Source organism: Labilithrix sp. (assembly GCA_019637155.1).
GTDB lineage: Bacteria > Myxococcota_A > Polyangia > Polyangiales > Polyangiaceae > Labilithrix.
Window position 1 is genome coordinate 468,707 of the sequence record JAHBWE010000004.1, and the last position, 24,804, is coordinate 493,510.

Annotated in this window: 29 protein-coding genes; 18 read left to right on the top strand and 11 right to left on the bottom strand. The window is 70.3% G+C overall.

Features of this window, described 5'->3' with window-relative positions:
* Nucleotides 1-134 precede the first annotated feature (134 nt).
* Entirely contained in the window at nt 135-632 is a 498-nt protein-coding gene (locus KF837_10610; protein ID MBX3227759.1) for a hypothetical protein, read from the bottom strand.
* Nucleotides 633-887: 255 nt separating this feature from the next.
* Here KF837_10610 and KF837_10615 point away from each other — a divergent pair, with 255 nt between their 5' ends.
* Together KF837_10615 and KF837_10620 are read left to right on the top strand one after the other, a co-directional pair.
* Nucleotides 888-2,606 (top strand): protein kinase, encoded by a 1,719-nt coding sequence (locus KF837_10615; protein ID MBX3227760.1) that lies wholly within the window; start codon nt 888-890, stop codon nt 2,604-2,606.
* A 9-nt stretch (nt 2,607-2,615) separates the two neighbouring features.
* Nucleotides 2,616-3,314, top strand: a complete 699-nt coding sequence (locus KF837_10620) for a hypothetical protein (GenBank protein MBX3227761.1) — start codon at nt 2,616-2,618, stop codon at nt 3,312-3,314.
* Here KF837_10620 and KF837_10625 read toward each other — a convergent pair.
* On the bottom strand, nt 3,283-3,687 hold the full coding sequence (locus tag KF837_10625) for a hypothetical protein (GenBank protein MBX3227762.1): 405 nt from the start codon (nt 3,685-3,687) through the stop codon (nt 3,283-3,285). The genes KF837_10620 and KF837_10625 overlap by 32 nt on opposite strands.
* Nucleotides 3,688-3,919: 232 nt before the next feature.
* On the opposite strand from KF837_10625, the gene KF837_10630 reads away from it, so the two are divergent.
* Entirely contained in the window at nt 3,920-4,195 is a 276-nt protein-coding gene (locus KF837_10630; protein ID MBX3227763.1) for a hypothetical protein, read from the top strand.
* A 59-nt stretch (nt 4,196-4,254) separates the two neighbouring features.
* Complete coding sequence (locus KF837_10635; protein MBX3227764.1) at nt 4,255-5,763, top strand: amidophosphoribosyltransferase; 1,509 nt, start codon at nt 4,255-4,257, stop codon at nt 5,761-5,763.
* 14 nt (nt 5,764-5,777) lie between these two features.
* On the opposite strand, the gene KF837_10640 is transcribed toward KF837_10635, so the two are convergent.
* Nucleotides 5,778-6,626, bottom strand: a complete 849-nt coding sequence (locus KF837_10640) for a tetratricopeptide repeat protein (protein MBX3227765.1) — start codon at nt 6,624-6,626, stop codon at nt 5,778-5,780.
* On the opposite strand from KF837_10640, the gene KF837_10645 reads away from it, so the two are divergent.
* Nucleotides 6,625-6,870 carry a DUF485 domain-containing protein gene (locus KF837_10645; GenBank protein ID MBX3227766.1) on the top strand — a complete coding sequence of 82 codons (246 nt, stop codon included), beginning with the start codon at nt 6,625-6,627 and terminating at the stop codon, nt 6,868-6,870. The two genes, KF837_10640 and KF837_10645, sit on opposite strands and share 2 nt — an antisense overlap.
* A 12-nt stretch (nt 6,871-6,882) precedes the next feature.
* Nucleotides 6,883-7,137: a hypothetical protein gene (locus KF837_10650; protein MBX3227767.1), complete on the top strand. Its 255-nt coding sequence runs from the start codon at nt 6,883-6,885 to the stop codon at nt 7,135-7,137.
* Nucleotides 7,138-7,156: 19 nt separating this feature from the next.
* Here KF837_10650 and KF837_10655 read toward each other — a convergent pair whose 3' ends face one another.
* Nucleotides 7,157-7,897: a hypothetical protein gene (locus tag KF837_10655; GenBank protein MBX3227768.1), complete on the bottom strand. Its 741-nt coding sequence runs from the start codon at nt 7,895-7,897 to the stop codon at nt 7,157-7,159.
* A 112-nt stretch (nt 7,898-8,009) separates the two neighbouring features.
* Between KF837_10655 and KF837_10660 the strand changes: the two genes are divergently transcribed.
* The 5 genes from KF837_10660 to KF837_10680 all read left to right on the top strand — a co-directional run bounded on the left by KF837_10660 (nt 8,010) and on the right by KF837_10680 (nt 12,034).
* Nucleotides 8,010-8,915, top strand: a complete 906-nt coding sequence (locus KF837_10660; protein MBX3227769.1) for a hydroxymethylglutaryl-CoA lyase — start codon at nt 8,010-8,012, stop codon at nt 8,913-8,915.
* Nucleotides 8,916-9,148: 233 nt separating this feature from the next.
* Complete coding sequence (locus KF837_10665) at nt 9,149-9,808, top strand: DUF192 domain-containing protein (protein MBX3227770.1); 660 nt, start codon at nt 9,149-9,151, stop codon at nt 9,806-9,808.
* 15 nt (nt 9,809-9,823) lie between these two features.
* A complete protein-coding gene (locus KF837_10670; GenBank protein ID MBX3227771.1) occupies nt 9,824-10,600 on the top strand; it encodes a peptidylprolyl isomerase in 777 nt (258 codons plus the stop codon).
* Nucleotides 10,601-10,746: 146 nt separating this feature from the next.
* Complete coding sequence (locus tag KF837_10675) at nt 10,747-11,391, top strand: hypothetical protein (GenBank protein ID MBX3227772.1); 645 nt, start codon at nt 10,747-10,749, stop codon at nt 11,389-11,391.
* Nucleotides 11,392-11,395: 4 nt separating this feature from the next.
* Nucleotides 11,396-12,034: a hypothetical protein gene (locus KF837_10680; protein MBX3227773.1), complete on the top strand. Its 639-nt coding sequence runs from the start codon at nt 11,396-11,398 to the stop codon at nt 12,032-12,034.
* 23 nt (nt 12,035-12,057) lie between these two features.
* Here KF837_10680 and KF837_10685 read toward each other — a convergent pair whose 3' ends face one another.
* The 4 genes from KF837_10685 to KF837_10700 form a co-directional block, all read right to left on the bottom strand.
* The gene (locus KF837_10685; GenBank protein ID MBX3227774.1) at nt 12,058-12,603 is read right to left on the bottom strand and encodes a YbhB/YbcL family Raf kinase inhibitor-like protein; all 546 of its coding nucleotides are present in this window, start codon (nt 12,601-12,603) and stop codon (nt 12,058-12,060) included.
* Nucleotides 12,604-12,606: 3 nt separating this feature from the next.
* Nucleotides 12,607-14,115, bottom strand: coding sequence for a hypothetical protein (locus KF837_10690; GenBank protein ID MBX3227775.1), 1,509 nt, complete (start codon nt 14,113-14,115; stop codon nt 12,607-12,609).
* Nucleotides 14,116-14,694: 579 nt separating this feature from the next.
* The gene (locus KF837_10695; GenBank protein MBX3227776.1) at nt 14,695-15,246 is read right to left on the bottom strand and encodes a hypothetical protein; all 552 of its coding nucleotides are present in this window, start codon (nt 15,244-15,246) and stop codon (nt 14,695-14,697) included.
* Between the two features lie 20 nt (nt 15,247-15,266).
* A complete protein-coding gene (locus KF837_10700) occupies nt 15,267-16,601 on the bottom strand; it encodes an aminotransferase class III-fold pyridoxal phosphate-dependent enzyme (protein ID MBX3227777.1) in 1,335 nt (444 codons plus the stop codon).
* A gap of 33 nt (nt 16,602-16,634) precedes the next feature.
* On the opposite strand from KF837_10700, the gene glpK reads away from it, so the two are divergent.
* The 5 genes from glpK (at nt 16,635) to KF837_10725 (ending at nt 21,926) form a co-directional block, all read left to right on the top strand.
* Complete coding sequence (gene glpK / locus KF837_10705; protein ID MBX3227778.1) at nt 16,635-18,131, top strand: glycerol kinase GlpK; 1,497 nt, start codon at nt 16,635-16,637, stop codon at nt 18,129-18,131.
* Between the two features lie 189 nt (nt 18,132-18,320).
* Nucleotides 18,321-19,172 (top strand): hypothetical protein, encoded by an 852-nt coding sequence (locus KF837_10710; protein MBX3227779.1) that lies wholly within the window; start codon nt 18,321-18,323, stop codon nt 19,170-19,172.
* Between the two features lie 5 nt (nt 19,173-19,177).
* Complete coding sequence (locus KF837_10715) at nt 19,178-19,879, top strand: hypothetical protein (protein ID MBX3227780.1); 702 nt, start codon at nt 19,178-19,180, stop codon at nt 19,877-19,879.
* Nucleotides 19,876-20,901 (top strand): cation transporter, encoded by a 1,026-nt coding sequence (locus tag KF837_10720; protein MBX3227781.1) that lies wholly within the window; start codon nt 19,876-19,878, stop codon nt 20,899-20,901. The genes KF837_10715 and KF837_10720 overlap by 4 nt, the downstream gene beginning before the upstream one ends.
* The gene (locus KF837_10725) at nt 20,898-21,926 is read left to right on the top strand and encodes a BMP family ABC transporter substrate-binding protein (GenBank protein ID MBX3227782.1); all 1,029 of its coding nucleotides are present in this window, start codon (nt 20,898-20,900) and stop codon (nt 21,924-21,926) included. Before KF837_10720 ends, KF837_10725 begins: the two co-directional genes overlap by 4 nt.
* Before the next feature lie 94 nt (nt 21,927-22,020).
* On the opposite strand, the gene KF837_10730 is transcribed toward KF837_10725, so the two are convergent.
* Nucleotides 22,021-22,854, bottom strand: a complete 834-nt coding sequence (locus KF837_10730; GenBank protein MBX3227783.1) for a Uma2 family endonuclease — start codon at nt 22,852-22,854, stop codon at nt 22,021-22,023.
* A gap of 99 nt (nt 22,855-22,953) precedes the next feature.
* Between KF837_10730 and KF837_10735 the strand changes: the two genes are divergently transcribed.
* The gene (locus KF837_10735; protein MBX3227784.1) at nt 22,954-23,406 is read left to right on the top strand and encodes a TerB family tellurite resistance protein; all 453 of its coding nucleotides are present in this window, start codon (nt 22,954-22,956) and stop codon (nt 23,404-23,406) included.
* On the opposite strand, the gene KF837_10740 is transcribed toward KF837_10735, so the two are convergent.
* Nucleotides 23,372-23,650: a LysR family transcriptional regulator gene (locus KF837_10740; GenBank protein MBX3227785.1), complete on the bottom strand. Its 279-nt coding sequence runs from the start codon at nt 23,648-23,650 to the stop codon at nt 23,372-23,374. The genes KF837_10735 and KF837_10740 overlap by 35 nt on opposite strands.
* Nucleotides 23,651-23,715: 65 nt before the next feature.
* On the opposite strand from KF837_10740, the gene map reads away from it, so the two are divergent.
* Nucleotides 23,716-24,480 carry a type I methionyl aminopeptidase gene (map, locus tag KF837_10745; GenBank protein MBX3227786.1) on the top strand — a complete coding sequence of 255 codons (765 nt, stop codon included), beginning with the start codon at nt 23,716-23,718 and terminating at the stop codon, nt 24,478-24,480.
* On the opposite strand, the gene KF837_10750 is transcribed toward map, so the two are convergent.
* A complete protein-coding gene (locus KF837_10750) occupies nt 24,473-24,793 on the bottom strand; it encodes a hypothetical protein (protein MBX3227787.1) in 321 nt (106 codons plus the stop codon). The two genes, map and KF837_10750, sit on opposite strands and share 8 nt — an antisense overlap.
* Nucleotides 24,794-24,804 lie beyond the last annotated feature (11 nt).

The following is a 24,804-nucleotide window of genomic DNA, read 5'->3' on the forward strand; positions in this document are numbered from 1 at the left end:
CTAAACGATGGGTTATTGTCGAAGCGCGGACCTACAATGCTTGGGTTGCGACTCTCCACCTCAGCGTGGAGATCGTGAAGGAGATGGGACGGCAAGCGGACGAGCGGCCCCGACGCCGTGATGCGCTCGGTGCTTCAGCGCGGCGTGGCGGTCGCGCGGTCGACCTCGACGTGGACGTGGTCGACGTGCGGGTTCGGGCCCGTGTACGGACGTGACGTCGCGCCGTCCGGCGTGATCCGCCAGAGCGTGTGGTTCCAGATCACGAGCTGCACGCCGAGCTCGCTCGCGTGGGTGACGACGTAGTCGGCGATCCGATCGCCGAGCTCGCCGGACGCGTCGACGTCGAGCGCGCGACCCACCGCGTGGAGCGAGAGCTCCTTCGCGTTCGCCGTGTTCGCGCGGCACGAGTAGCCGCCGAACGTCGTGTCGAACTGGGCCTCGAGCCGCTCGCCCAGCTCCTTCGTTCCCGGCTTGAGGCCGCCCGCGCATCCCTCGTCGCCGACGCCTTCGTACACGCCCATCGCGTCGGACGCAGGCGGTGTCCACGTGTCGCCCTCCGCGACGTCTTCCGCGCACCCGACGACGGCGACGGCGACCACGACACCGAACGCGAGGAGCCGCGACGCTTCCACCCGTACGCTCTATCGCGCGGCCTGCCATCGGCAACCTTCACGCCGCGAGGTGAGCGCGTTGAGACACCTGGTCTTCGCCGTATCCATGCCGCGCCCCCGCAGCGGGAAGGCGACCGCGAGCATCGGCGCGACGATCCCGATCGAGCGGTTCTGGGTCAACCTCGATCGCCTCGCGCCGGCCAAAACCACGGCTTCTTTCGGGGTTGCGGACGGGCGTGCTGTCATGACACGCTTCCGTAAGAGCCTTCTTCCCTAATGACTGAGACGCAGCGCAGCACGCCGCCCCCGATCTCGCATGGGACGGTCATCAACGACCGCTACGAGATTCGCCAGAGCCTCGGCAAAGGAGGCATGGGCGAGGTGTTTCTCGCGTACGACCGCACGACGCAGCAGCCGGTCGCGCTCAAGATCGTTCGCGAAGAAGCGCGCATGCCGGGCGACGACGAGGCGCTGCGCCAGGAGCTGATCCTCGCGCGCTCCGTCTCGAACCCCAACGTCTGCCGCGTCCACGATCTCGCTCCGTCACCGTACGGCCCCATCCTCGTGATGGAGCACATCACCGGGCAGACGCTGCACACGCATATCCGCCGCAAAAAAGCCCAGGGCGGATACACCTCCGACGAGTTCCGCCGCATCGCGTCCGACGTCTGCCAGGGCGTGGCCGCCATCCACGCGACCGGCCTCGTGCACGGCGACCTCAAGCCCGGCAACGTCATGGTCACGTCGAACCCGGACGGGTCGATCGGCAAGGCGATCGTCCTCGACTTCGGCTTCGCCAAAGAGCGCGCGCGTCTGTCGGCGCGTCGGCCCGGCGCTCCGCCCGACGGCGGCACCCCGAACTACATGGCGCCCGAGCGCATCCGCTCCGGCGGCGCCTCTATCGAGGACGATCTCTACGCCCTCGGCCTCACGCTCTGGGAGATGTGGACCTGCCGCGTCCCCGAGCCCGGCTACAAGCCGCGCGCGAAGCCGATGCGCCAGCAGATCATGTTCGACGTGCCGGCTGGGCTCAGCGTCGACGAGATCAAACAGATCTTCCGCTGCCTCTCGGACGACGCGTCGCAGCGACTGCCCGCGCGTCACCTCCGCTTCTTCAACCCGGTCCAGCTCACGACGAACCCGGTGCAGGTCGCGCGCGAGCGCCTCGATCCCGGGCCGCCGCCGGGACGCAACGCGCAGTCGGCCTTCACGCCCTCGGCGCAGGGGCTGCTCGCGACCTTCGCGACGAACGCGCCCGAGTTCGTCGGCGAGCTCATCGCGCTCGATCGCCCCACGCTCAGCATCGGCCGCCGCGCCGACGTCGACATCGTCGTGCCGGAGGCCACGGTGTCGGGGCATCACGCGAACTGCAAGTGGCAGGCGGGCTCGTGGCAGATCGAGGACCTCGGGTCGACGAACGGCACGTACGTCGAGCACACGTACGAGCGGAAGAAGGTCGTCAACCTGATGCACGGCGGAGAGTTCCAGCTCGGCGAGTTGCGCCTCAAGCTCGTGAGCTTCCCGCGCGAGAGCCCGCATCACAAACGCGCGCGCCAGTACCTCACCCGGCGCGACGGCCTCACCGGCCTCCTCCTCCGCGACAACTTCCTGAAGGCGCTCGATGAAGAGGCGGCCTACAGCGAGTGGATCGAGCAGCCGCTCAGCATCGCGCGCTACGAGATCCGCGGCCCGAACCGCCTCGTCTCCGATCGCCCCACCATCCTCGAGATGCTCGCCTTCCGCCGCGCCGCGCTGCGCGTCATCGAGCTCACCGACATGCTGCTCCTCTCGCTCATCGCCGTCACGGCGGGGCGCACCGGGCCGCTCCGCTTCGCGGTCTGCATGACGGGCCCCGGCCCGCAGGAGGCGCGGAACCTCGTCGAGCAGGTGGTCGGGCAGGTGCAGGGAATGCTGCCGGAGGGGCTCGATCTCGTCGCGTCGATCGCGCGCTACGAGCCCGGCATGCAGGTCCGCTCGCTCGTCGATCCGACGTAAGGCCGCGCCATGGCGGAGCAGCCGTCCCCGCCGAGCGTGAGCCCGACCGTTGGTCATGACGCGCTCGGAAGACCGACTGCGTCGCGCATGTCCGTGCCGCCGAGCGAGCCGCGCTCGTCGCGCGCGAGCTTCGACGCGCTCGACGCGCACGTCGATCGTCCGGCACGCATCCAGATGATCGTCGCGCTCATCCTCGGGCTCGTGCTCGTCGCGATCCCGCTCTACCTATGGCGGCGTCCGCGCGCGGAGTCGATCTCGGCGACGATCGGCACGACCGACGCGGGCGCGCTCCCCGCCGTCACCGCGGGCGGCCCGGGCTCGGCGCCGGACGAGAAGCTGACCCTCGGCGATCCGAAGGTCGTCTCGTGCCATGACGCCGGCCCGAAGACGACGCCGCCGGAGAAGTGCGATCACCTGCCGGAGATCGAGCGCCTCTTCGCGAAGGCGATCGAGGACAGCGCCGGGTGTGCGTCGAAGGATCCCGGCGGCGGCTCGATCGTGTGGGTCCTCGACGTCACGTTCAAGCGGAAGACCGCCCTCGCGATGGCGGCCAAGGCCGGCAACACGATGAAGAGCAAGAAGGTCATCTCTTCATGCGAGAAGACGCTGCGCGCTAAGCTTCCATCGTTGCCGTACGACACCACGAAACACGAGCACGCACGCTACTTCCTCTCGATCACCGCGACGTACCCGGGGGCGTCGCGGTGAAGTCGCGCGACCTCGCCATCGCGGTCCTCGCCGTGCTCGCCGGCGCATGCGGCACGTTCCTGGACGTGACCGACCCGGCCGCGTTGACGGCCCCGGACGGTGGCGCCACGACACCGGACAGCGGCGGACCGAGCCCCCTGACGAGCGACGGCTCGGTCTCCGGCAGTGACGCGAACGCGTCGTCGTCGAGCAGCTCGAGCAGCTCGAGCGCGTCGTCCTCGGGCCAACAGACGTCGTCCTCGAGCTCGTCCTCTGGCACGTTCTCCTCGTCGTCGAGCTCGTCCTCGTCGTCGAGCTCGTCCTCGTCGTCGAGCGGCGGTGGACGGCCGCCTTTCGAATGCCTGCCAGGCGCGATCTTCTGCGACGACTTCACGGCGACGCACGCTGCGTGGAAACCGTGGGGGCCGCCAACCCAGCCGCTGCTCGAGATCGTCGCCGATGGTTACAACGGCAACGCGGGGTCCGCGCACGACGGTCGCGTACAGGACTACACGATCGCTACGACCTCCGCCGTCGAGGTCTGGTTTCGCTTTCGCATCGTCACCACGCCTGCGGCGGCAGTACACCTCTTCCGCATCGGGACCCCGACCCCGGACGCGTTCTGGATGACGATCGACCGGGGGGCCTTCACGGTCGAGTCGTCGACGGGCTGGACAACGACGTCTCGGGGCTCGGGGTCGATCAGCGCCGACGCGTGGCACCACATCAAAATCACTTTCGACTTCGGGGCAGCCGGCGGAAGTTACGCCAAGATCTCCCTCGACGACGACCTGCCCATTCAGTTCTCGTTCAACGGGGACGACGGGCAGCCGACGCTGACCCTCGGATACTTCGAGGGCTCCAACTACCGCATCGACTACGACGAGCTGATCATCAACTAGCCCGCGCGCGACGCTCGTGCTGGCGCCCCGGGCGCTAGCCGACTAGGTTCCGGGGCCTCATGAAGCGCCGGCTCACCGTCCTCGATCCCGCCGTGGTCGCTGGGGAGCGGCGTGGGCCGACGATCGACGAAGAGAGCGACGATCACTTCCACGATCAATGCGGCGTCTTCGCGATCTACGGGCACGGCGAGGCCGCGAACATCACTTACCTCGGGCTCCACGCGCTCCAGCACCGCGGGCAGGAGTCGGCCGGTATCGTCACGAGCGACGGCGAGCAGCTCTACGCCCACCGCGCGATGGGGCTCGTCCAGGACGCCTTCAGCGCGGATCAGCTCGCGAAGCTGCCGGGGCGGATGGCGATCGGGCACGTCCGCTACTCCACCGCCGGCGGCTCGCACCTCCGCAACGCGCAGCCCTTCGCCGTCGACTACGCGAAGGGATCGCTCGCGGTCTGTCACAACGGCAACCTCACCAACGCGGACGAGCTCCGCGCCGAGCTCGAGGCCGCGGGCTCCATCTTCTCGTCGACCTCCGACACCGAGGTGCTCGTCCACCTCGTCGCGCGGAGCAAGGAGATCGCCTTCGAAGACCGCGTCGTCGACGCGCTCTCCCGCGTCCACGGCGCGTACTCGCTCCTCTTCCTCGAAGGCGACTCCGTCATCGCGGTCCGCGACCCGCGCGGCATCCGCCCGCTCTGCCTCGGCATCCTCCCCTCGCGCAAGGACGCGCACGTCATCGCGAGCGAGCCGATCTCGTTCGACCTCATCGGCGCCGAGTACGTGCGCGACGTCGAGCCCGGCGAGATGCTCGTCATCGACGCGTCCGGCATCAAGAGCGTGCGCCTCCCCGTGAACGAGGTCCCGAAGCAGTGCATCTTCGAATGGGTGTACTTTGCACGTCCCGACTCGAGCCTCGCCGGGCGCAGCGTCTACGAGGTCCGGAAGGAGCTCGGTCGCGTGCTCGCGCGCGAGTCCCCCGTCGACGCCGACGTCGTGATCCCCGTCCCCGACTCCGGCGTCCCCTCCGCGATCGGCTACGCCGGCGAGCGGCGCGTCCCCTTCGAGATGGGGCTCATCCGCTCGCACTACGTCGGCCGCACCTTCATCGAGCCGCAGCAGTCGATCCGCCACTTCGGGGTGCGCCTGAAGCTGAACCCGGTCGAGCCGATCCTCAAGGGCAAGCGCGTCGTCGTCATCGACGACTCGATCGTGCGCGGCACCACCTCGCGCAAGATCGTCAAGATGGTGCGCGACGCCGGCGCGCGCGAGGTGCACCTCCGCATCTCGAGCCCCCCGACGCAGTGGCCCTGCTACTACGGCATCGACACGCCGACGCGGCGCGAGCTCATCGCGTCGAGCCACTCCGTCGAGGAGATCGCGCGCTACGTCACCGCCGACTCGCTCGGCTACCTCTCGCTCGAGGGGATGGTGAACGCGGTGAGCGCGATGGGCGGCCCGAACGCGCCGGACATGCCGCCCTCGCACTTCTGTCATGCCTGCTTCAGCGGGCAGTACGCGATCCCGTTCTCGCCGACGAACCGCCGGCAGATGCGCCTCGTCGGGCTGTAGCCGTCACGGTCCCGTCACGGCGGGACGTGCGTCGTCGCGGGGCTCCCCGGGAAGTCGCGGCGCAGGCGATCGAAGTGCGCCTTGGCCTTGGCGGGTTGGTTCAGCGCGAGCTCCGTCTCGCCGAGGCGGAGCAGCGCGTAAGCGAAGATGCCGTTCGCCGGCGGCGGGTACTTGAGCACCTCGACGAACGCCTGCTCCGCGAGCGCGTACTTGCTCGGGTCTTGCCGCGCGTCGTCGAAGAACATCTGCCCGAAGGCGAAGTACGCGTACGGAACGAGCTTCGACTGCGGGCTCGTCTTGATGAGGTCGTAGTAGCTGCTGCGCGCCCGCTGCGGCTCTCCGCTCAGCTCGTAGGCGAGCCCGCGGTAGTAGCGCGCCTCGTCGAGCCCGGCGGTCGACGGATGGTCGTTGAGCAGCGTCGTCCAGTGCGCGGCCTCCTGCTTCCGCGCCTGCGCCGCGTCCGCGCCGCTCGCTCCGCGCGCGAGCTCGCCGTACGCCGCCGTGAGGCGCTTCAAGAGGTGCGGGCGCGTGCTGCTCGTCGCCGGCGTCGTCACGAGCAGCCGCTCCAGGTTCTGCGCCTCCACCTCGAGGACGGCGCGCTGCCGCGGCGCGCTCTTGGCGCGAGGGTCGCGCGTGTCGGGCGGCATCTCGTCGGTCGTCGCGGGCTCCGGCGGCGGCGGCGGCTCGGTCGCGGCCGGCGCGGCGGTCTCGTCCCGTGATGCGGCCCCCGCGTCCATCGGCGGGATCACGAGCTGCTGCGCCGGCGTGTCCGCCGCCGACGGCGCGGCGCGCTCGTCGCCGCTGCACCCCGTCGATGCGAGCACGATCGCAACAACGCCGACGGCGTAGGATCGCGCGAACATGGCGGCGGAGATCGAGCTTCGTGCGCTGATGATGGGGACGTACTTCGGCTTCATCATGCTCGTCGCCTACGACAAGGCTAGCGCAGGCGCGCTCGTCGGACCCGGCCTCTCGTGGGGGATCCTGCTCGGCGCGCTCGTCATCGTCGTCGCGTGGGTGGTCCTCATCTGCCTCTCGCCGGAGCCCGCCGCGGAGAAGAAATTCGCGGAGGTCGAGCGGCGCATGCACCTCGGGCCGGACGCCTGATACCCTCGCGTCATGGTTCCCGTTCGAGTGACGGTGATGGTGGGGCGAAAGGTCATGCCGGTCGACGACGTGCGCGACGCGAGCGTGAAGACGGCGCTCAAGCAAGCGGCGAAGGACGTCGGCGCGCGCCTCGCCGCCGCGAAGTGCCCGACCCACGGCAAGGGCCCGACCGACGTGCGCCTCCACTTCGACGCTGGCGGCAACGGCGACCTCAAATACGAGTCCTGCTGCGAGGAGCTGGGCAAAGCCGTCTCGAAGCTCGTCTGACCGCGGCGATGCGCGGTCGTCAGGGCTCGTAGTAGAAGCGGAGCTCGCGGAGGAGGCCGCTGTCGCCGCGCTCGAAGGTCAGGGCGGCGGGCTCCGGATCGCCGGTGGGGCGCGTGCGCGAGATCACCGCTTCGACGCAGCAGCAGCGGCCGTCGTCGGCGGCGCCGGCGGGGGCGATCTGCATGCGGCTGCCGACGTCGCTCACGAACGCCGCCATCGAGCCGTCCTTCTTCGCGTACGCCTTGCCGTCGGGATCGACGAAGCGCGCCGAGGCCTCGAAGGCCGCGAGCACGCGCTCGACCGCGCCCTTCCGCAGCGCGTCGAGGACGTGGAGGACGACCTGCGGGACCGCAGCGTCGGGGTTGGCCTCGAGCATCGGCGCGCGGGCGCGGCGCTCGTTTTGACCGGATGTATAGTACAGGCGAAGCTCGATCTCGCGGAGGCGGCGGCGCTCGGCCACGACCGCGATCGGGACGTCGGCGCCGCCGCGGGTGAGGACGCCCTCCGAGACGTCGCGGTCGACGCCCGTCGCCGAGGCCACGTGGCGGTAGGTCGCGCCCTTGAAATGGGCGGCGAAGCGCTCGAGGAGCGGGTCGATCGAGGAGAGCGTCGACGCGCGGCCGAAGAGCGGATCGTCGATCGTCGCGCGGTTGCCGAGTCGCTTCGAGAGGGCCGGGAGCGCGTTGGACACCAGCGCCGGGACGTAGACGTCGGCCAGGCGGCCCTTCAACGTGCTGGCGGCTCCGCGCTCCTCGCTCATCGGAGCGGCAGCATACCCACATCGTCGCCTTGCGTCCAAGCCCGCGCCGTACGAGAAGAAGAGGGTGAGCGCCGCTTCGTCCCCCGACCTCTTTTCCGCCGTCCCCGACGCCGTGAGCGTCTACGAGGTCTCTCCGCGCGACGGGCTGCAGAACGAAGGCGTCACGGTCCCGCTCTCGGGCAAGCTCCGCCTCGTCGACGCCCTCGTCGCGGCCGGCCTCAAGCGGATCGAGATCACGAGCTTCGTCTCGCCGAAATGGATCCCGCAGCTCGCCGACGCCGACGATCTCTGCGAGGTCGTCCAGTCGTCCCGCGCGCCCGCCCATCCCGACGTCGCGTTCACCGCGCTCTGCCCGAACGCGAAGGGGCTCGAGCGCGCGAAGGCGGCGGGGATGAAAGAGGTCGCGGTCTTCATGAGCGCGAGCCCTACCCACAACAAGAAGAACATCAACAAGACGATCGACGAGACCTTCGCCGCGTTCGAGGAGACGATCGGCCCCGCGCGCGACGCGGGCATGCGCGTCCGCGGCTACGTGTCCACGGTGTGGGGGTGTCCTTACGAGGGCGCGGTCGATCCGAAGCAGTCGATCGCGATCGCGCTCCGGCTGAAGGAGATGGGCTGCTACCAGATCTCCCTCGGCGACACGATCGGCGCCGGCACGCCCCGACAAACGCGCGAGATCATCGCGCGGGCGTTCGATGCTCTCCCCGTCGACGCCGTTGCGATGCACATGCACGATACCCGCGGCACCGCGCTCGCGAACGTGGTCGTCGGGCTCGAGCTCGGCGTCCGCCACTTCGACGCCGCGGTCGGCGGTCTCGGCGGCTGCCCCTACGCGCCCGGCGCCGCGGGGAACGTCGCGACGGAGGACCTCGTCTACATGCTCGAGGGCATGGGCGTGAAGACGGGCGTCGACCTCGAGCGGCTCGTCGAGGCCGCGCGTGCGGCAGAGGGCATCGTCGGACGGCAGCTCCCGGGGAAGGTCCACCGCGCGGGTCTGCGATCGCTTCGCGCGTAAGTGTCGCGCATTGCGGCGGCGCTGGCCGGCGCACCCTTTCATGCATGTCGGCGATCCTTTCTTAACTGAAAGATGGAGCGACCCGCGACGGGCGCTTTCGCGGACTTAGCTCTCGGCACGGAGCTCGCATTACAGGCGGGCGGCACCGCGTTGAGGCTTCCCCCCCCCGAGCCCGGACGCGGTGCCGCTTTTTTGTGTTCGCGCTTCGGACGCGCGTGGCAGAGTCCGGCGCGATGCGCCTCGCGATCTTCGTAGGCCTCACCGCCGTCGCCGCGTGCAGCCGCACGCCGGCGGAGCCGGAGCCCGCCCCGCCGCCGGTGAGCGTGCCGCCGGTGAAGCCGCGCGCGGTGGCGGCCAGCGCGTCCGCGCCGGAGCCCGCGGATGGCGCCGCGCCGGGATCGCTCGAGGGCCGCTGCGTCGTGAAGATGGCGGACACGGCGCCGCGGATCCCTCCGAACGCGAGCGCGGCCGCCTGTCCGCCGGACCCGGGGGGCAGCGGGCGCATGCCCGCGGACGAGATCACGTTCCTCGACGTCGGCGGCGACGGCCCGAAGCTCAAGATCACGGCGGAGCTGGCGAGGACCCCGCGCGACGTCGAGCGCGGCCTCATGTACCGGCGCTCGATGGGCGACGATCAGGGCATGTTCTTCAAGCTCGACAAGCGGAGCGTGCACACCTTTTGGATGCATAATACATGCATCGCGCTGGACATGATGTTCGTCGACACCGACGGGCTCATCGTCGGCATCGTCGAAGGCGCGGCCCCGCTGACGGACACGATCCGGAGCGTCGACTGCGAGTCCGCCTACGTCCTCGAGGTGAACGGCGGCTGGTCCCGCAAGCACGGCGTCCAGCCGGGGCAACGGATCACGATCCCTTTCGCGGCCCGCTAGGGTAAAAACGGGCCCATGAGCTCCCGTTTCATTGCCATCGCCGCCCTCGCTCTCGTCGCGTGCAACAAGACGCCGGAGCCGCAGCCCGAACCGGCGCCGGCCCCGGTCGCGACGCAGGCCGCCGCCGCGAGCACGGGCGGAGGAAAGAAGGACGACGAGCCCGGCAGCGCGCCGAAGACCGACGACAAGCCGAAGGAGCCCGGCAAGCCGGGCGGCGATCCGCACAACGGCAGCTTCACGCTCGCGGAGGCGACGAAGGACCTGAAGGGTGCAGGTCCGATCGTCGCGACGATCGACACGAGCAAGGGCAAGTTCCAGTGCAAGCTGTTCGACGACAAGGCGCCGATCACGGTCGCGAACTTCATCGGCCTCGCGACCGGCAAGCGCGCGTGGAAGGACTCGCGCAGCGGCACGTGGGTGACGCGCCCGGCCTACGACGGCACGACGTTCCACCGCATCATCAAAGGGTTCATGATCCAGGGCGGCGATCCGCTCGGGAACGGCACCGGCGAGCCGGGCTACGTGATCAAGGACGAGATCTGGGAGGGCGCGAAGCACGATCGCGCGGGTCTCCTCTGCATGGCGAACCGCGGCAACAACACGAACGGCGCGCAGTTCTTCATCACCGACGCCGCCGCGGCGCACCTCGACAACAACTACACGATCTTCGGCGAGTGCGGCCCCGAGCAGCTCGTCCACGACATCGCGAGCGTCCCCCTCGCCGGCGAACGCCCGGTCACCCCGGTGAAGATCAACTCCGTCACCATCACCCGCGACGAGAAGAAGAAGTAACGCCGGCGACGATCGCCACAGGTCGTCCACGATCCTCTCCCACGCTAGGCACACGCTCCCCACACACTCTCCACAGCTCTACCCCAGCGCGCGCGATTCTTCGTGTCCGGGCTCGCCGATCGCGCGGCGCGTGGTAGACGGGCGGCGTGCCCGCGCTCAAAGGCTCCCTCACGTACGCGCGCTTCTTCGTCGACGGCGAGCTCCCCGCCGATCATCGAGAGCGCTTCCTCAAGGTCGTTCGCCTCCGCGCGATGAGGCCGCTCGAGCCCGACGACGAGGAGCTCGAACGAAGCGGCTGGTCGAAGATCGGCGAGCCGTTCGTCGTCGACCTCGGTCACGACGACGTGTTCTGGAACGAGTACGTCAACCTCGGCTTCCGCACCGATCGCTGGAAGCTCTCGCCTTCGCTCGTCCGCAGCACGCTCCGCGCGGCGGAGGCGGCGTACCTCGAGAAGAAGGGCCGCGAGCGCCTCTCGCGCACGGAGAAGGCGGAGCTGAAGCTGATGGTGACGAAGAAGCTCCGCCGCGCGGCCGAGCCGTCGACGCGCACGATCGATCTCTCGTGGTCGCTGAACGAGGGCGTCGTCCGCTTCTTCTCCCACGCGTCGAAGCCGGGCGCGCAGATGATGGAGCTGTTCAAGCAGACGTTCGGCCTCGCGCTCGTCCCCGAGTCGCCGTTCACGCTCGCGGAGCGCGTCGGCCTCGAGAAGGCGCAGCGGAGCGCGTGGCAGGACATGGAGATGGTCTCGCTCGCCGGGCGCCGCCCGCTCGACGCGGCGGCGGAGGAGTAGAGAGATGAGCGAGCTGAATCTGGCCGACCGCATCGAGCTCCGGCGCTTCGTCGGGCGTGAGCTCCTCTTGTGGCTGTGGTTCGAGAGCGAGGTCTTCGAGGCGACGCTCTCGACGAAGGAGCACGGCTCGTTCGGCCTCTGGGTCGAGGGGCGCCTCGTGCTCGACGAAGGCAAGGAGTCGACGACGATCAAGGGCACGGCGCCGGGGCTTCATCGCGAGGCGAAGGAGGCGCTGCTCCGCGGGAAGACGCCCGAGCGCGCGGGGCTCCACCTCTCCTTCGGCGACCACGAGTGCACGCTCACGCTGCGCGGCGAGACGCTCGCGTTCGCGAACCTGCTCCCGCCGAAGAAGGAGAAGGAGGAGGCGCCCGCGCTCGACGCGGCTCCGCGGGCGCCGCGCAAGCGCGCGAAGAAGGAAGCGGACGCCGACGCGGTCCTCGCCGACGCGGCGTTCTACGATCGCATGCACTTCGTCCGCGACGTCGAGGGGCTCACGACCGCGCTCTACCGCGACTTCCTCGCGCTCCGCCTCTCCCCCGCGTGGGACAAAACGGTGGTGCCCGCGCTCGAGGCGTGGGTGGCGGGCAAGGAGGTCGACGCCGATCGCTACGCCGCCGCCCGCCGACGCGCTCTCGTGAGCTGAGCGCGCGCGTCAGTGGTCAGTCGTCAGTGGCCGAAGTGCCCGCTGAGGACGCCCTCGCCGAGGATGTGGCCGTCGATGGCCTCGTCGATCTGCGAGCGCGGCGTCCCCTCCGAGAGGTTCAGCATCGTGTCGAGCGCGGTGACGCGGTAGCGGTAGCGGTGCGCCTCGCCCTTCGGCGGGCAGGGGCCGGAGTAGTGCGCGACGGAGAAGTCGTTGAGGCCGAAGCGCGCGCCTTCGCCCGCGTTCGTGAGCTCGGTGCCGGACTCGAGCTTGCGGAGATCGGGCGACAGGTTGAACGCGACCATGTGGACGAACACGCCCGACGACGCGTCGGGATCGTCGACCGTGACGACGAGCGACTTCGTCCCCTCCGGCGGCGAGCTGATCACGAGCTCGGGCATGACCTCCTTCCCGTCGCAGGTGCAGTCGACGGGGATGCGGCCGCCCTCGGTGAAGGAGGGGCTCGTCACCGTGATCGACGCGACGACGACGCCGGGCGCGGCGCGCGGTACGAGCTGCGGTTTGCCGCAAGCTGTCACGACGACGAGGGCGAGGAGGGCGATGCGCATGGTTCAGTCCGCAGGGAAGACGAGGTCTTGCGTGGCGGTCCCGCCGTACTTGCGCCACGGCGCGGCCGCTTCGTGCGAGTAGAACGCGTCGTATTTCGCGCGCTCGAAGCTGAGCGCGCCGAAGAGGTTCCACGCGATCGCCCACGCCGCCGCGACCCAGAAGACGCGCGAGAGGCGCGGCGTCGCGATCGCGAGGAGCACGAACAAGAAGACGGCGTAGTCGTTCGAGAAGCGGTACCCGAACTGGAACCAGCCGCTGTTCTGGTAGAGGAGGTTCATCACGAGCGGCCCCGCCGCGGCGACGGCGGCGGCGCCCCAGAGGAAGCCCACCTTCTTCGGCCGCGCGAGCCAGAGGTAGAACGGCGTCGTCCACCAGAGCGCGAGGCCGTGCCCGCTGATCATCCAGCGCGGGACCTGGAACGTCATCCCGAGGAGCTCGAGCGGCACCTTCGCCTCGCTCGGCGGTGGTTTCCACGGAAGGCTCGCGAGCATGACGGAGAGGTTCCGCGGGAGGAAGTGGAAGCTGAAGAGGCCCCAGCGATCGATGCGCGTCTTCCAGCCGACCTGGAGGTACTCGTGCCCGAACGCCCACGGCGAGAGCGTGTGGAAGCGCGCGTTGTTGAACCACGACGCGAACGCGATGCAGGCGAGGATGGGGAGCGAGAAGCGCACGACGAGGCGCACGAACGTCGCGCGGTCGATCCCCGCGATCAGCGCCTGCGCGCGATCGAGGAGGTCGCCCTCGGTCGGCAGCGACTTGTCCTCGCGCTTCGCCTCGTACGCGACGCGCGCGGCCTCGAACGCGAAGAAGACGGCGGTGAGGGTCGTCGTCGTGCGGGTGAGGAACATGAAGCCGAGCATCGCGCCGGCGAGCGCGGGCCGCTCCGCGTCGAGCGCGAAGAGCACGAAGAGCGCGGCGAGGCCGACCCCGACGACGTGCGCCGCGAACCAGACCGTGCCTTGCACGGCGGTGAAGAAGTAGACGGTGCCGAACGCGAACAGCAGCGCGAGGCGGACGTTGTCGACCTCCGTGCGCGCGGACCGCCCCGTGCGGCGCAGCTTCTCGAAGACGAGGAACATCACCGCCGGCCCGACGCCGGCGAGCCACACGACGAGCTGCCCGTCGCGGAAGTTCTCGGGGCTGCCGGAGAGCCAGACGAACGGCGCCATCAGGAGCGCGGGGAACGGCGGGAAGCTGATGAACCACTTCTGCTCGAAGAGCGCGAAGTCGTTCATGCCGGTGTAGCTCGGAGGCTGGCCGATGTCGTGACGCCCGTGGAGCCACGCGTCGGCCATGAGCGCGTAGTGGTTGTACGGCGTGTGCCGCACCATCCGCTCCCCCGCCATGATCGCGAACACGACGAAACACGCGACGTAGATCGCGAGCCCGATCAGCACGCGACGCGAGCGCGAGCCGTGCGCCATCCAATCGCGCTTCGCCGGCGCCGCCTCGGGCGCGGCGGCCTCGGGCGCGGCCGACGCGGGCTCGGGCTTGTCGCTCTCCGCGCTCATCGCCGCGCACGGTACGACAAAAAGCACGCGCCCCGCCACAGCGTTGGTCCCGCGGAGGGAGGAGTGGGCCGCGGGACCGACGCTGTGACAGGGCTCGTGAAAGAGCGCCGCAGCGGGGTTCGGCTCCCGTCCGCGACGCAAAGAAGTGGTGCACCGTCCGTGCCGGACGCAGGCTCGGTCCCGACCACCCCAGCAGTGGAAGCGAGCAGCAGAGGATGCGGCCGTCTTCGGCCGCGTCCTAGCTGCGAGCGGGGTGCAGGGGCGCAGCCCCTGCGTTGAATATGCGGCCGTCTTCGGCCGCGTCCTAGCTGCGAGCGGGGTGCAGGGGCGCAGCCCCTGCGTTGAATATGGATCCGACCTCGCTCAGGCGACGTCTCCGGGCGGAGTCAAAGCGATCGGATCAAGCAGCTCCGATCGAAAGCTGCCGCACGGTCGGTCGAAAGCGAGCAGCAGAGGATGCGGCCGTCTTCGGCCGCGTCCTAGCTGCGAGCGGGGTGCAGGGGCGCAGCCCCTGCGCTGAAGATTCGGCCGCGTCCTAGCTGCGAGCGGGGTGCAGGGGCGCAGCCCCTGCGTTGAGAATCAAGCGGTTCCGATCGGGAGCGGGTGCCAGCAGCGGTCGCGGCGCACGAAGATCTCCGCAGAGAGGGAGGGGCGCTCGGTGTGGGCGCGTAGCTCCTGCATCGCACCTGCGCGTGCGGTCGCGGTGAAGACGAGGGTGCCGCGCGCCGGGACGATCGCGAGGAGGTCACCTTCGTGACCGGCGAGACGCTCCGGTGCGTCCCAGATCTCGTCGAGGAGCAAGAGGCTCGCGTCGTGCTGGCCGTCGAGGCGCGCGCGAGAGATCGGGCCGCGCGGCTCGAAGCGGACCGTCTTCCGCTCGACGCGGCGTCGCAGGTTCGTGAGCGCACGCGCGTGGAGGTCCTCGCGCGCGGTGCCCTTCGCGGGGACGTCGCGCTCGCGCACGAAGAGGAGCGCGCCCGGCTCGTCGATGACGTAGCTGACGAGGAGGGAAGGCGAGAACGGACGCACGATCGGCGCGTCGGCGGAGCCGTACGCGTGCACGGGCGCGGTGTCCTCCGGCGATTGCGACGGCGAGAGATAGGGCAGCGCGAGGTCGAGATCGATCGACATGTCCCCCCCGGGAGAGTGGCTTAGAGCGTGGCCTCGAACGCGGTGAGCGACTCGTCGAGCGCCTTCAAGCCCTCGTCGATCTCGGCCTTCGTCGCGGTGAGCGGCGGCGCGACCATCGTGACGTTGTAGCGACCGAACGTGTAGACGCCGCGCTTCCGCAGCTCACCGTAGAACGCCTTCATCACGCCGAGCCCGCCCTCGCCGTGCCACGCGACGAGCGGCTCCTTCGTCGCGCGGTCCTTCACCATCTCGAGCGCGAAGAACGCGCCCGCGCCGCGGACCTCGCCGATGACCTTGTGCTTCTCCGCGAGCGCGAGGAGCCCATTCCGGAGGAGCGGCTCGAGCGCGGCGCCCTTGTCGAAGACCTTGTCCTCCTTGTACGCGCGGAGCGTGGCGAGGCCCGCCGCCATCGCGAGCGGATGTCCCGAGTACGTGTGCCCGCTCGGCAGCGCGCGCGCGTCGAACGCGGCCGCGATCTTCTCGCGCACCATCACGCCGCCGAGCGGCACGTAGGCGGAGGTGACGCCCTTCGCGAACGTCATCATGTCGGGGACGACGCCGTACTTCTGCACCGCGAAGGCGGGGCCGCAGCGGCCGAAGCCGGTCATGACCTCGTCCGCGATGAGGAGGATGCCGTGCTTCTCGGTGAGCGCGCGGAGCGCGGGGAGGTAGCCGTCGGGGTAGACGATGACGCCGTTCGAGCCGACGACGGGCTCGATGAGGATCGCGGCGACGTGCTTCGGGTTCTCGTGCATCAGCACGCGCTCGAGGCTCTCGATCGCGCGCGCGGTCTCTTCCTCCGGCGTCGTCGCGTAGAACGGCGAGCGGTACGGGTACGGCGCCCAGAAGCGCATGATCGACGGCGGCCCCGGCTCGCCGCCCCAGCGCCGGTCTTCGCCGGTGAGCATGATCGACGTGCCGCTCGAGCCGTGGAACGAGCGGTACGCCGAGAGCACCTTCGTGCGGCCGGTGTACGCGCGCGCGATGCGGACCGCGTCGTCGTTCGCGTCGGCGCCGGCGGTGGTGAAGAACGTGCGCGCCCCGCCGTCCTTGGCCCATGGGCTCATCGCGGAGAGCTCTTCGCCGAGCTCGGCGCGCTTGTCGTGGAAGAAGGAGGGCGCGGCGTAGCACAGCGTCGCGGCCTGCTCCTGGATCGCGGCGACGACCTTCTCGTGGCCGTGCCCGAGGTTCACCGCGATGAGGCCGCTCCCGAGATCGAGGTACTTCTTGCCGTCGACGTCGAAGAGGTACGAGCCCTCGCCCTTGACGATGACGGGCGCGACGAGGCCGCCCTGCGCCGCCCACGGGGTAAGGATGTACTTTGCATGCTTCGCCTGGATCTCGGCCGTGCTCATGAGCCGCGATTGTAGCGTATGCTCGGACGCCCCATGGCCAAGAAGCTCCTCGCGATCGATCAAGGCACCACCGGCTCGACCGCCATCGTCTCCACCCTCGAGGGCGAGGTCCTCGGGAAGACCAACGTCGAGTTCGAGCAGCACTTCCCGAAGCCGGGCTGGGTCGAGCACGACGCGGAGCAGATCTGGCGGAGCGTCGAGGCGTCCGTCGAGGGCGCGCTCGCCGCCGCGCGCGTCGCGGGGACCGAGATCGGCGCGATCGGGATCACGAACCAGCGCGAGACGACGCTCGTGTGGGACCGCAAGTCCGGCAAGCCGGTCCATCGCGCGATCGTCTGGCAGTGCCGGCGCACCGCGCCGACGTGCGACCGCCTCAAGGCGGAGGGCGCCGAAGCGAGCGTCCGGAAGAAGACCGGCCTCGTCATCGACGCGTACTTCTCGGGCACGAAGATCGCGTGGATCCTCGACGAGGTCTCCGGCGCGCGCGCGCGGGCGGACAAGGGCGACCTCGCGTTCGGGACGATCGACTCGTTCGTGGTGTGGCGCCTCACCGGCGGCGAGGTCCACGCGACCGACGTGACGAACGCGTCGCGCACGCTCCTCATGGACCTCGCGACGCGCACGTGGGACGACGAGATGCTGAAGCTCTTCGCGGTGCCGGCGAGCGTGCTCCCGAAGATCGTGCCGAGCGCCGGCCCGATCGGCACGACGAAGGGCGTCGGCTTCTTGCCGGACGGGATCCCGATCACCGGCATCGCGGGCGATCAGCAGGCCGCGCTCTTCGGTCAGGCGTGCTTCACCGAGGGCGACGCGAAGTGCACGTACGGCACCGGCGCCTTCGCGCTCATGAACATCGGCAAGACGCCGACGCCGAGCCAGCACGGCCTCGTCACGACGGTGGGCTGGCAGATCGGCGACGACGTGACCTACGCGCTCGAGGGCAGCGCGTTCATCGCCGGCGCGGCGGTGCAGTGGCTCCGTGACGGGCTCGGCCTCATCAAGAGCGCGCCCGAGATCGAGGAGCTCGCGCGGAAGGTCGCGTCGTCGGAGGGCGTCGCGTTCGTCCCCGCGCTCGCGGGCCTCGGCGCGCCGTACTGGGATCAATCGGCGCGCGGGACGATCGTGGGACTCACGCGCGGCACGACCGCGGCGCACCTCGCGCGCGCGACGCTCGAGGGGATCGCGTTCGAGGTCTGGGACCTCCTCGAGGCGATGACGAAGGACGCGGGCCGCCCGCTCGCGTCGCTCCGCGTCGACGGAGGGGCGTCGAAGAACGACCTCCTCGTGCAGTTCCAGGCGGACATCGCGAAGGTGAAGGTGGTGAGGCCGGTCGAGGTCGAGTCGACCGGCCGCGGCGCGGCGATGCTCGCCGGCATCGGGGCGGGCCTGACGGACCTCGCCGCTGCGTCGAAGATGGTGAAGGTCGACCGTACGTTCGAGCCTGTTTTTACGGCCTCGGAGCGCGAGGAGCACATCGCGAGGTGGCGGCGCGCGATCGCGCAAACCAGGGGCCCCCGCGCGGCATCCTAAGACGTCCTTGGCTGAGGCACGATGCGCACCGTGTCCGACACGTCCGATCCGCTTCCACGATTCGTCGAGGCGTGCGACGCTTGAGATCTTCTTATTCGCTTCGAACTGAGGAGCACGGCGTTCAGCCCACGCGCGCGCTCCCCTCGGTCAGCCCCCGAGGACGGCTTGCCTTCGAAAGGGAGACTATCCATGACCAATGACCGTCATCCGACGGCCCCCCTACGGGAAGTCCCCGTGGACTGGGAGGCGCTCGAGGATGCATTCGAGAACAACGCGCCCGAGGTGCACAGCTATCTGCACCTGACCACGGGCGAGGTGCTGCGTGTCGTCGACGGCGTCGCCGATCCGCAGATGCACGCGCGCATCAGCGCGGACACGAACTACCTGCGGATCGATCCCGTGTCGTCCCGCGAGCAGTACCGCTGGATGGAGCGCTTCATCCCGATGGTCGACGAGGCGGAGCTTCGCGGGAAGCTCGCCCACGCGATCGACGGCAAGGGCGCGTTCCGTCGCTTCAAGGACGTGCTGATGACCTACTCGGCCGATCGCGAGCGCTGGTTCGCGTTCCGGAGCGAGCGGCTGCGCACCTTCATGGAGGCGTGGCTCAACGCGCACGCGATCCAGGCGGTGCCGCGGCCGGGATGGAGCGACGCGCCGCCGAACTCGACCGACGAGGCCGCGCCCGACAGCCTCGCGCCGACGAGCCTACCGGCGCCGGGCGCGCCGCCGTCTTCGACCGACGTCCCCGCCGTCGCGGGGAGCGACGACGCGCCGAAGTCGCAGAGCGGCCGCCGCCAGCGCAACGCGGAGTCGCTGCGGAAGCTCCTCGTCGATCTCGGCGAGGCGCTCGGTCCGCGCGAGCTCGACCTCCTCGTCTCGTTCGCCGAGTTCTTGAAGGCGCGGCGCGCGGCGCGGGGCTTCGCGCACCACCACGAGCACATGATGAACGAGCGCGACGTGCCGGCCGCGACGCGCTCGGGGCGGATCGTCGATCCGCCGAGCTCACCTTCGCTCGACACCAAAGGCGGCTCCTCTTCCTGACTGCCGTGGGAACGCGTCGTCTCTTCGCCGCCGTGCTCCTGACGTCCCTCGCGCTCGCGGCCCCCGCCGGAGCGGAGTCGACGCGTGGCGATCGTGTCGCCGTGCGCTTCGTGACGCCCGAGACCGGCGGCGCCGCGCGGCCACGTTTCATCACCGAGCGAGAGCTCGCGTTCTTCACGCGCATCGAGGCGCTCGTCGAGCAGGCCCCGCTCGAGGCCAGCGACTACCCGGAGCGCTACGTCCGCGCCGCGCTCGATCGCTTCGTCGCGCGCACGATGCTCGCCAACCTGATGATCCAGCGCGGGGTGGAGCCGCCCGACCTCGGGCGCCTCGCGCTCGAAGGTCGGAGCGAGCTCGAGCAACGGATCGGCGGCCCGAACGTCCTCCTCGACGTGATGAAGCGGGAAGGGATCGAGGAGGACGAGCTCCTCGCGTTCCTCCGCGATCAGGCGCGCGCGGCCTTCTACGTCGACCGCACCATCACGCCGATCCTCGCCGTGAGCGAGGACGCGCTGCGCGAGGCCCATCGCGCGATGCTCCACCCGTTCCGCGGCAAGCCCTTCGACAAGGTCCGCGCCGACCTCCGCCGCTGGCTCGTCGTCGAGCGCCTGCGCGCGGCGGAGACCGAGTTCCTCCAGAGCGCGCGCGCCCGCGTCCGCGTCGTCACGATCCTCACGCCGACCAGCAAGCAGGCGGACAAACCGTGAGCGCCGGCGGCGGAGAGGGGGCGGCGGACACGAGGAAGGTCGTCATCGCGGCGCTGGCGGGGAACCTCGCGATCACGGCGTGCAAGTTCGGGGCGGCGTTCCTCTCCGGCTCGACCGCGACGCTCGCGGAGGCGGTGCACTCCGTCGCCGACACCGGCAACCAGGGCCTGCTCCTCATCGGGATGCGCCTCGCCGCGCATCCGCCCGACGCGAAGTACCCGTTCGGTCGTTCGGGCGAGAAGTACTTCTGGCCGTTCGTCGTCTCGCTGATGCTCTTCACGCTCGGCGGCGCGTTCGCGGTCTACGACGGCGTGCACCACATCCTCCATCCGAAGGCGGAGACCGGCTCGCGCTGGTGGAGCTACGGCGTGCTCGGCGTCTCGCTCGTCTTCGAGGCGATGAGCTTCCGCGTCGCGTGGCGCGAGTTCAAGGTGCTCGCGAAGGGGCGGCACTGGATCGACGCGATCAAGGAGACGCGCGACCCCACCATCCCGCTCGTCCTCGCGGAGGACACGACCGCGCTCTTCGGCCTCACGATCGCGTTCGTCGCCGTCCTCGCGAGCCAGCTCACCGGCATCGCGCTCCTCGACCCGGTCGGCAGCGTGTGCATCGGCCTCCTCCTCGCCGCGGTCGCGATCGTGCTCGCGCGCATCACGCACTCGCTCCTCATCGGCGCGAGCGCGGAGCCGGAGGAGGAGGGCCACGCGCTCGAGATCACGGAGGGGACCCCCGGCGTCGAGAAGGTGACGCAGCTCCTCACGTTCCACGTCGGCCCCGACGTCGTCATCCTCTCGATGAAGATCGGGTTCCGCAAAGGGATGGTCGTCGAGGAGGTGGAGGCGACGATCAACGAGATCGAGCGCCGGATCCGCGCCGAGATGACGACGATGCGCAAGATCTTCATCGAGGTCGACGCGCACGGCGACGGCCGCGGCCTCGCGCGCGCCCGCGCCGCGTGGGCGAAGGTAAAGGCGGAGCGGAAGGACGAGCCGAAGGACGCGCCGGAGAAGGCCGCGGAGTGAGCTGGGGCCCCACGCGCGTGGTGCTCGCGCTCGTCGCGCTCGCCGCCGTCGTGACGTTTTTGCCGGCGCGGTCGGCGGCGGACAAGCGGAGGAACGAGCATCCGCGCGCGCGCGTCGGGCTCGTCTTCGACGTCGGCGGGCGCGGCGACAAGAGCTTCAACGACGCGGCGTACCTCGGGGTGTCGCGCGCGGAGGCGGAGCTCGGGGTGGAGGTGAGCTACCTCGAGCCGTCGAGCACGGAGGACCGCGAGGCCGCGCTCCGCCTCTTCGCCGCGCGGAAGCTCGACCTCGTGATCGGCGTCGGCTTCATCTTCTCGAGCGACATCGACGCGGTGGCGCGGGCGTACCCGGACATCCGCTTCGCCGGCGTCGACTACGCGGAGGGCAAGGACGGCGTCCCACCCAACGTCGCCGCGCTCTCGTTCCGCGAAGAGGAGGGCTCCTTCCTCGTCGGCGCGGTCGCGGGCCTGATGTCGAAGACGGGCCACGTCGGCTTCGTCGGCGGCATGACGGGCCCGCTCATCCTCAAGTTCGAGGCCGGCTACGCCGCCGGCGTCGCGGCCGCGTGTCCGCGCTGCACCGTGCACGCGGCCTACGCCGGGATGACGCCGGACGCGTTCCGCGATCCGGCGAAGGGCAAGGCGCTCGCGAACGCGCAGATCGCGGCCGGGAGCGACGTCCTCTACCACGCGTCGGGCTCGACCGGGCACGGGGTGTTCGAGGCGGCGGCGGACGCGCGCGCGCTCGCGATCGGCGTGGACGCGGACCAGCACGACGAGATGCCGGGCGTCGTCGTGACGAGCATGATCAAGCGCGTCGACGTCGCGGTCTTCGAGACGATCAAGGCGGTGCTCGAGGACCGCTTCGTCGCCGGCGCGCACGTCTTCGGCCTCGCCGACGAGGGCGTCGACTACGTCCACGAGGGCCCCCACGCCGCGGCGATCCCCGCCGCGGTGAAGGCGAAGGTCGAGGACCTCCGCGCCGACGTCGTCGCCGGCCGCATCCACGTCCCGAAGACACGTTGATGCGCGCCTGACGCCGCTGGCGGGATCTGCCGTTCGCTACGCTGCACCACCGGCGAGCCCGCTGCGCTCACGCTCGCGCCGCGGACACGCGAAGCTACTTGCGGCGCGTCGTCTTCGGTCGGCTCTCGCTCTCGCTCTCTCTCGTCGCGAGCACGGCGGCGCAGCTCGTGGCGGTGGCTGCCGCCGTGACCCACCGGGAGAGCGTGTGGAGGTCCTTCTCATGAGCGATGCGGGCGCGCTGCGCCTCGGTCGGCTCGAGCCCGCGCGCGGCGAGCACACCCGAGAGCGCGTCGCGCAGGCCCTCCTCGCGACCTTCCTCGCGACCTTCCTCGCGACCTTCCTCGCGGCCGGTTTCGAGCACCGCGTCGAGGTCCTCGTAGCCCTGACGGTTGAGGAGGTTCTTCAGCGTGGCGACGTCGGCGGCGTCGCGATCGTAGAGGGCCTCGACCGGGACGGGGTTGGCCAGGATGCCGGGCGCGGTGAGGAGCTCCCCCGGCAGAGCGACGCGGATCGGCTTCTTGGGCTCGTGCACCTCGACGCAGCGAGGGCCGACGAGGCGCACGACCCAGAAGATGCGCGTTCCCGCCGCGAACAGCTCCTGCATCTTCGTGTGCAGGTCGTCCTCGTTCTGTCCGACGTCCGCGTATTCGACCGCGAGGAGCGGCGCCGTGGTCGCCCACCCCGGCTCGTCCTTGACGTTGCCGACGGAGATGTCGGGCGCTCGCAGCTCCTTCGGGCCCGTCGAGACGCCGACGTCGATCCCCGCCGACTCGACCTTCGGATCCGTACCGAGCACCTGCCCGCCCGCGCGGTTCGAGCTGCCGCCGCGTTGTCCCGTCGGCGGAGTGAAGATCGCGTGTCCGTTGGAGAGCTCGTAGGGGTCCTTCGAACGAAGCTGGTCCGCCGTGAACGGACCAGGCGCGGCCATCGGACGAACATGACGCGGGCTCATGACGTCATCCTAGCACCCGCATCCGCGACACCGTTCCGTTCGTCGAGCGACTCGCATAACCTCGGCATCATGACGATGAACGCGTTCCTTCCCGTTCAGGCCATCAGCGCCGAGGACCACGCCGACGCGCTGCTCGAGCTCGCCTTTCTCGTCACCGCCGCCGACGGCAAGCTCGCGAAGGAAGAGGCGGACGCCTTCCGCGAGCTCGTCGCCCGCGTGCGAGGCAAGGCCGCGAGCGACGACGAGCTAGGTGCGCTCTACACCAAGTTCACGAAGGCGCTCGACGGCACCTCGTGCATCGACCGCGTGAAGCTCGTCGCGCCGAAGCTCCCCGCCGATCTCCGCGAGGCGGCCTTCCGCGTCGCGATGGCGCTCGCGCTCATCGATCGCGACGCGAGCCCGCAAGAGGACGCCCTCATCGACGTGCTCTTCCACTCGCTCGGCCTCGACGAGGCGCGCGCGGAGGAGGTCGCGAAGGAGGTGCGCGTCGCGCTCAGTCCTCCGCTCGACTCGCCGCCGCCCGCCTAGCCGCGTCGCTCGCCTCGTCGACCGCGCGGAGGATCTGCCGCGCGCGCCCGAGGAACGCCTCGCCCGAAGGGAGGAGCTTCATCCCGCGCGGCGTCCGCGTGAAGAGCGGGGTGCCGATCTCGTCCTCGAGCGCGCGGATCTGCCGGCTGACCGGCGGCTGCGCGACGCGGAGCCGAGACGCGGCGCGCCCGACGTTGCCTTCCTCCGCCACCACCACGAAATAACGAATCTGCGCGAGGCTCACCCCTCCAGCATACCAAATCGGTATTGGACGCTCGCGCCTCGCGCCCGCATCTTTCGTGCGGAGCGATGGCGATCGAGATCCTGAGCGCGGCGGAGATCGCGAAGATGAGGCGCGCGGGCCGCGTCGCGGCGGAGACGCTGGCCTACGTCGGCGAGCGCATCCGCCCGGGCATCACGACCGGCGAGATCGAGCGCTGGGTGCGGGAGGACACCGCCCGACGCGGCGGCAAGCCGAGCCAGCTCGGCTACAAGGGCTTCCCCGCCGCGGTGTGCACGAGCCGGAACGAGGTCGTGTGCCACGGCATCCCGCGCGCCGACGAGCTCCTCGTCGACGGCGACATCGTGAACGTCGACGTCACGACGAACCTCGACGGCTACCACGGCGACACGTCCGCGACGTTCATCGTCGGCGACGCGAAGCCCGCCGCGCGACGGCTCGTCGAGGCCGCCCGCCGCTGCCGCGACGCCGGCATCGCGGTGGTGCGCGAGGGCGCCCGCCTCGGCGACATCGGCGCCGCGATCGAGGAGCAAGCGCGCAAGGACGGCGTGACGGTGGTGACGGAGCTCGGCGGCCACGGCATCGGCCGCAAGATGCACCTCGATCCGCACGTGAGCCACACCGGCAAGCGCGGCACCGGCATCCGCCTCAAGGCCGGGATGGCGATCACGATCGAGCCGATGATCAACGAGGGCCGCCCCGACGTGGAGTTCCTCGACGACGGCTGGACTGTGCTGACCGCCGACCGCAAGCTCTCGGCGCAGTGGGAGCACACCGTGATCGTGACCCCAACCGGCTACGAGCTCACCACGCTGCTCGCCGATTCTAGATGATGTCGGCGCGCGGGAAGTGTTGCCGGATCGCAGCGGTCCCGGCCTCGTCGACCGAGCAACGATGGACCGCGAGCGACGCGAGGTGCGGGAGGTCCGGGGCGGCGAGCATCGCGTCGACGCCGGCTTCGAGGAGCGAGCATCGCCTCAGCTGGAGCTTCGCCAGCGCCGGCAGGCGGAGGTCCGCGAACGACCCGTCGACGACGAAGTGCCCGAGGCGCAGCTCCTCGAGCGCTCCGAGGTCGAGGCGCGTGAGCGGAGCGAGCGGGTGGCGCAGCGGGACATGCTCGGCTGGGTCGCGCTCGGCGCACCGCACGTCGAGCTCGA

Coding starts and splice junctions, on each gene's coding strand:
- KF837_10650 (MBX3227767.1), top strand. CDS start 6,883: ATGGTTCCCGTTCGAGTGACGGTGATGGTGGGGCGAAAGGTCATGCCG.
- KF837_10680 (MBX3227773.1), top strand. CDS start 11,396: ATGAGCGAGCTGAATCTGGCCGACCGCATCGAGCTCCGGCGCTTCGTC.
- KF837_10635 (MBX3227764.1), top strand. CDS start 4,255: ATGAAGCGCCGGCTCACCGTCCTCGATCCCGCCGTGGTCGCTGGGGAG.
- KF837_10640 (MBX3227765.1), bottom strand. CDS start 6,626: ATGTTCGCGCGATCCTACGCCGTCGGCGTTGTTGCGATCGTGCTCGCA.
- map (MBX3227786.1), top strand. CDS start 23,716: ATGGCGATCGAGATCCTGAGCGCGGCGGAGATCGCGAAGATGAGGCGC.
- KF837_10645 (MBX3227766.1), top strand. CDS start 6,625: ATGGCGGCGGAGATCGAGCTTCGTGCGCTGATGATGGGGACGTACTTC.
- KF837_10630 (MBX3227763.1), top strand. CDS start 3,920: ATGACGATCGACCGGGGGGCCTTCACGGTCGAGTCGTCGACGGGCTGG.
- glpK (MBX3227778.1), top strand. CDS start 16,635: ATGGCCAAGAAGCTCCTCGCGATCGATCAAGGCACCACCGGCTCGACC.
- KF837_10695 (MBX3227776.1), bottom strand. CDS start 15,246: ATGTCGATCGATCTCGACCTCGCGCTGCCCTATCTCTCGCCGTCGCAA.
- KF837_10685 (MBX3227774.1), bottom strand. CDS start 12,603: ATGCGCATCGCCCTCCTCGCCCTCGTCGTCGTGACAGCTTGCGGCAAA.
- KF837_10700 (MBX3227777.1), bottom strand. CDS start 16,601: ATGAGCACGGCCGAGATCCAGGCGAAGCATGCAAAGTACATCCTTACC.
- KF837_10710 (MBX3227779.1), top strand. CDS start 18,321: ATGACCAATGACCGTCATCCGACGGCCCCCCTACGGGAAGTCCCCGTG.
- KF837_10665 (MBX3227770.1), top strand. CDS start 9,149: ATGCGCCTCGCGATCTTCGTAGGCCTCACCGCCGTCGCCGCGTGCAGC.
- KF837_10655 (MBX3227768.1), bottom strand. CDS start 7,897: ATGAGCGAGGAGCGCGGAGCCGCCAGCACGTTGAAGGGCCGCCTGGCC.
- KF837_10615 (MBX3227760.1), top strand. CDS start 888: ATGACTGAGACGCAGCGCAGCACGCCGCCCCCGATCTCGCATGGGACG.
- KF837_10670 (MBX3227771.1), top strand. CDS start 9,824: ATGAGCTCCCGTTTCATTGCCATCGCCGCCCTCGCTCTCGTCGCGTGC.
- KF837_10690 (MBX3227775.1), bottom strand. CDS start 14,115: ATGAGCGCGGAGAGCGACAAGCCCGAGCCCGCGTCGGCCGCGCCCGAG.
- KF837_10735 (MBX3227784.1), top strand. CDS start 22,954: ATGAACGCGTTCCTTCCCGTTCAGGCCATCAGCGCCGAGGACCACGCC.
- KF837_10620 (MBX3227761.1), top strand. CDS start 2,616: ATGGCGGAGCAGCCGTCCCCGCCGAGCGTGAGCCCGACCGTTGGTCAT.
- KF837_10730 (MBX3227783.1), bottom strand. CDS start 22,854: ATGGCCGCGCCTGGTCCGTTCACGGCGGACCAGCTTCGTTCGAAGGAC.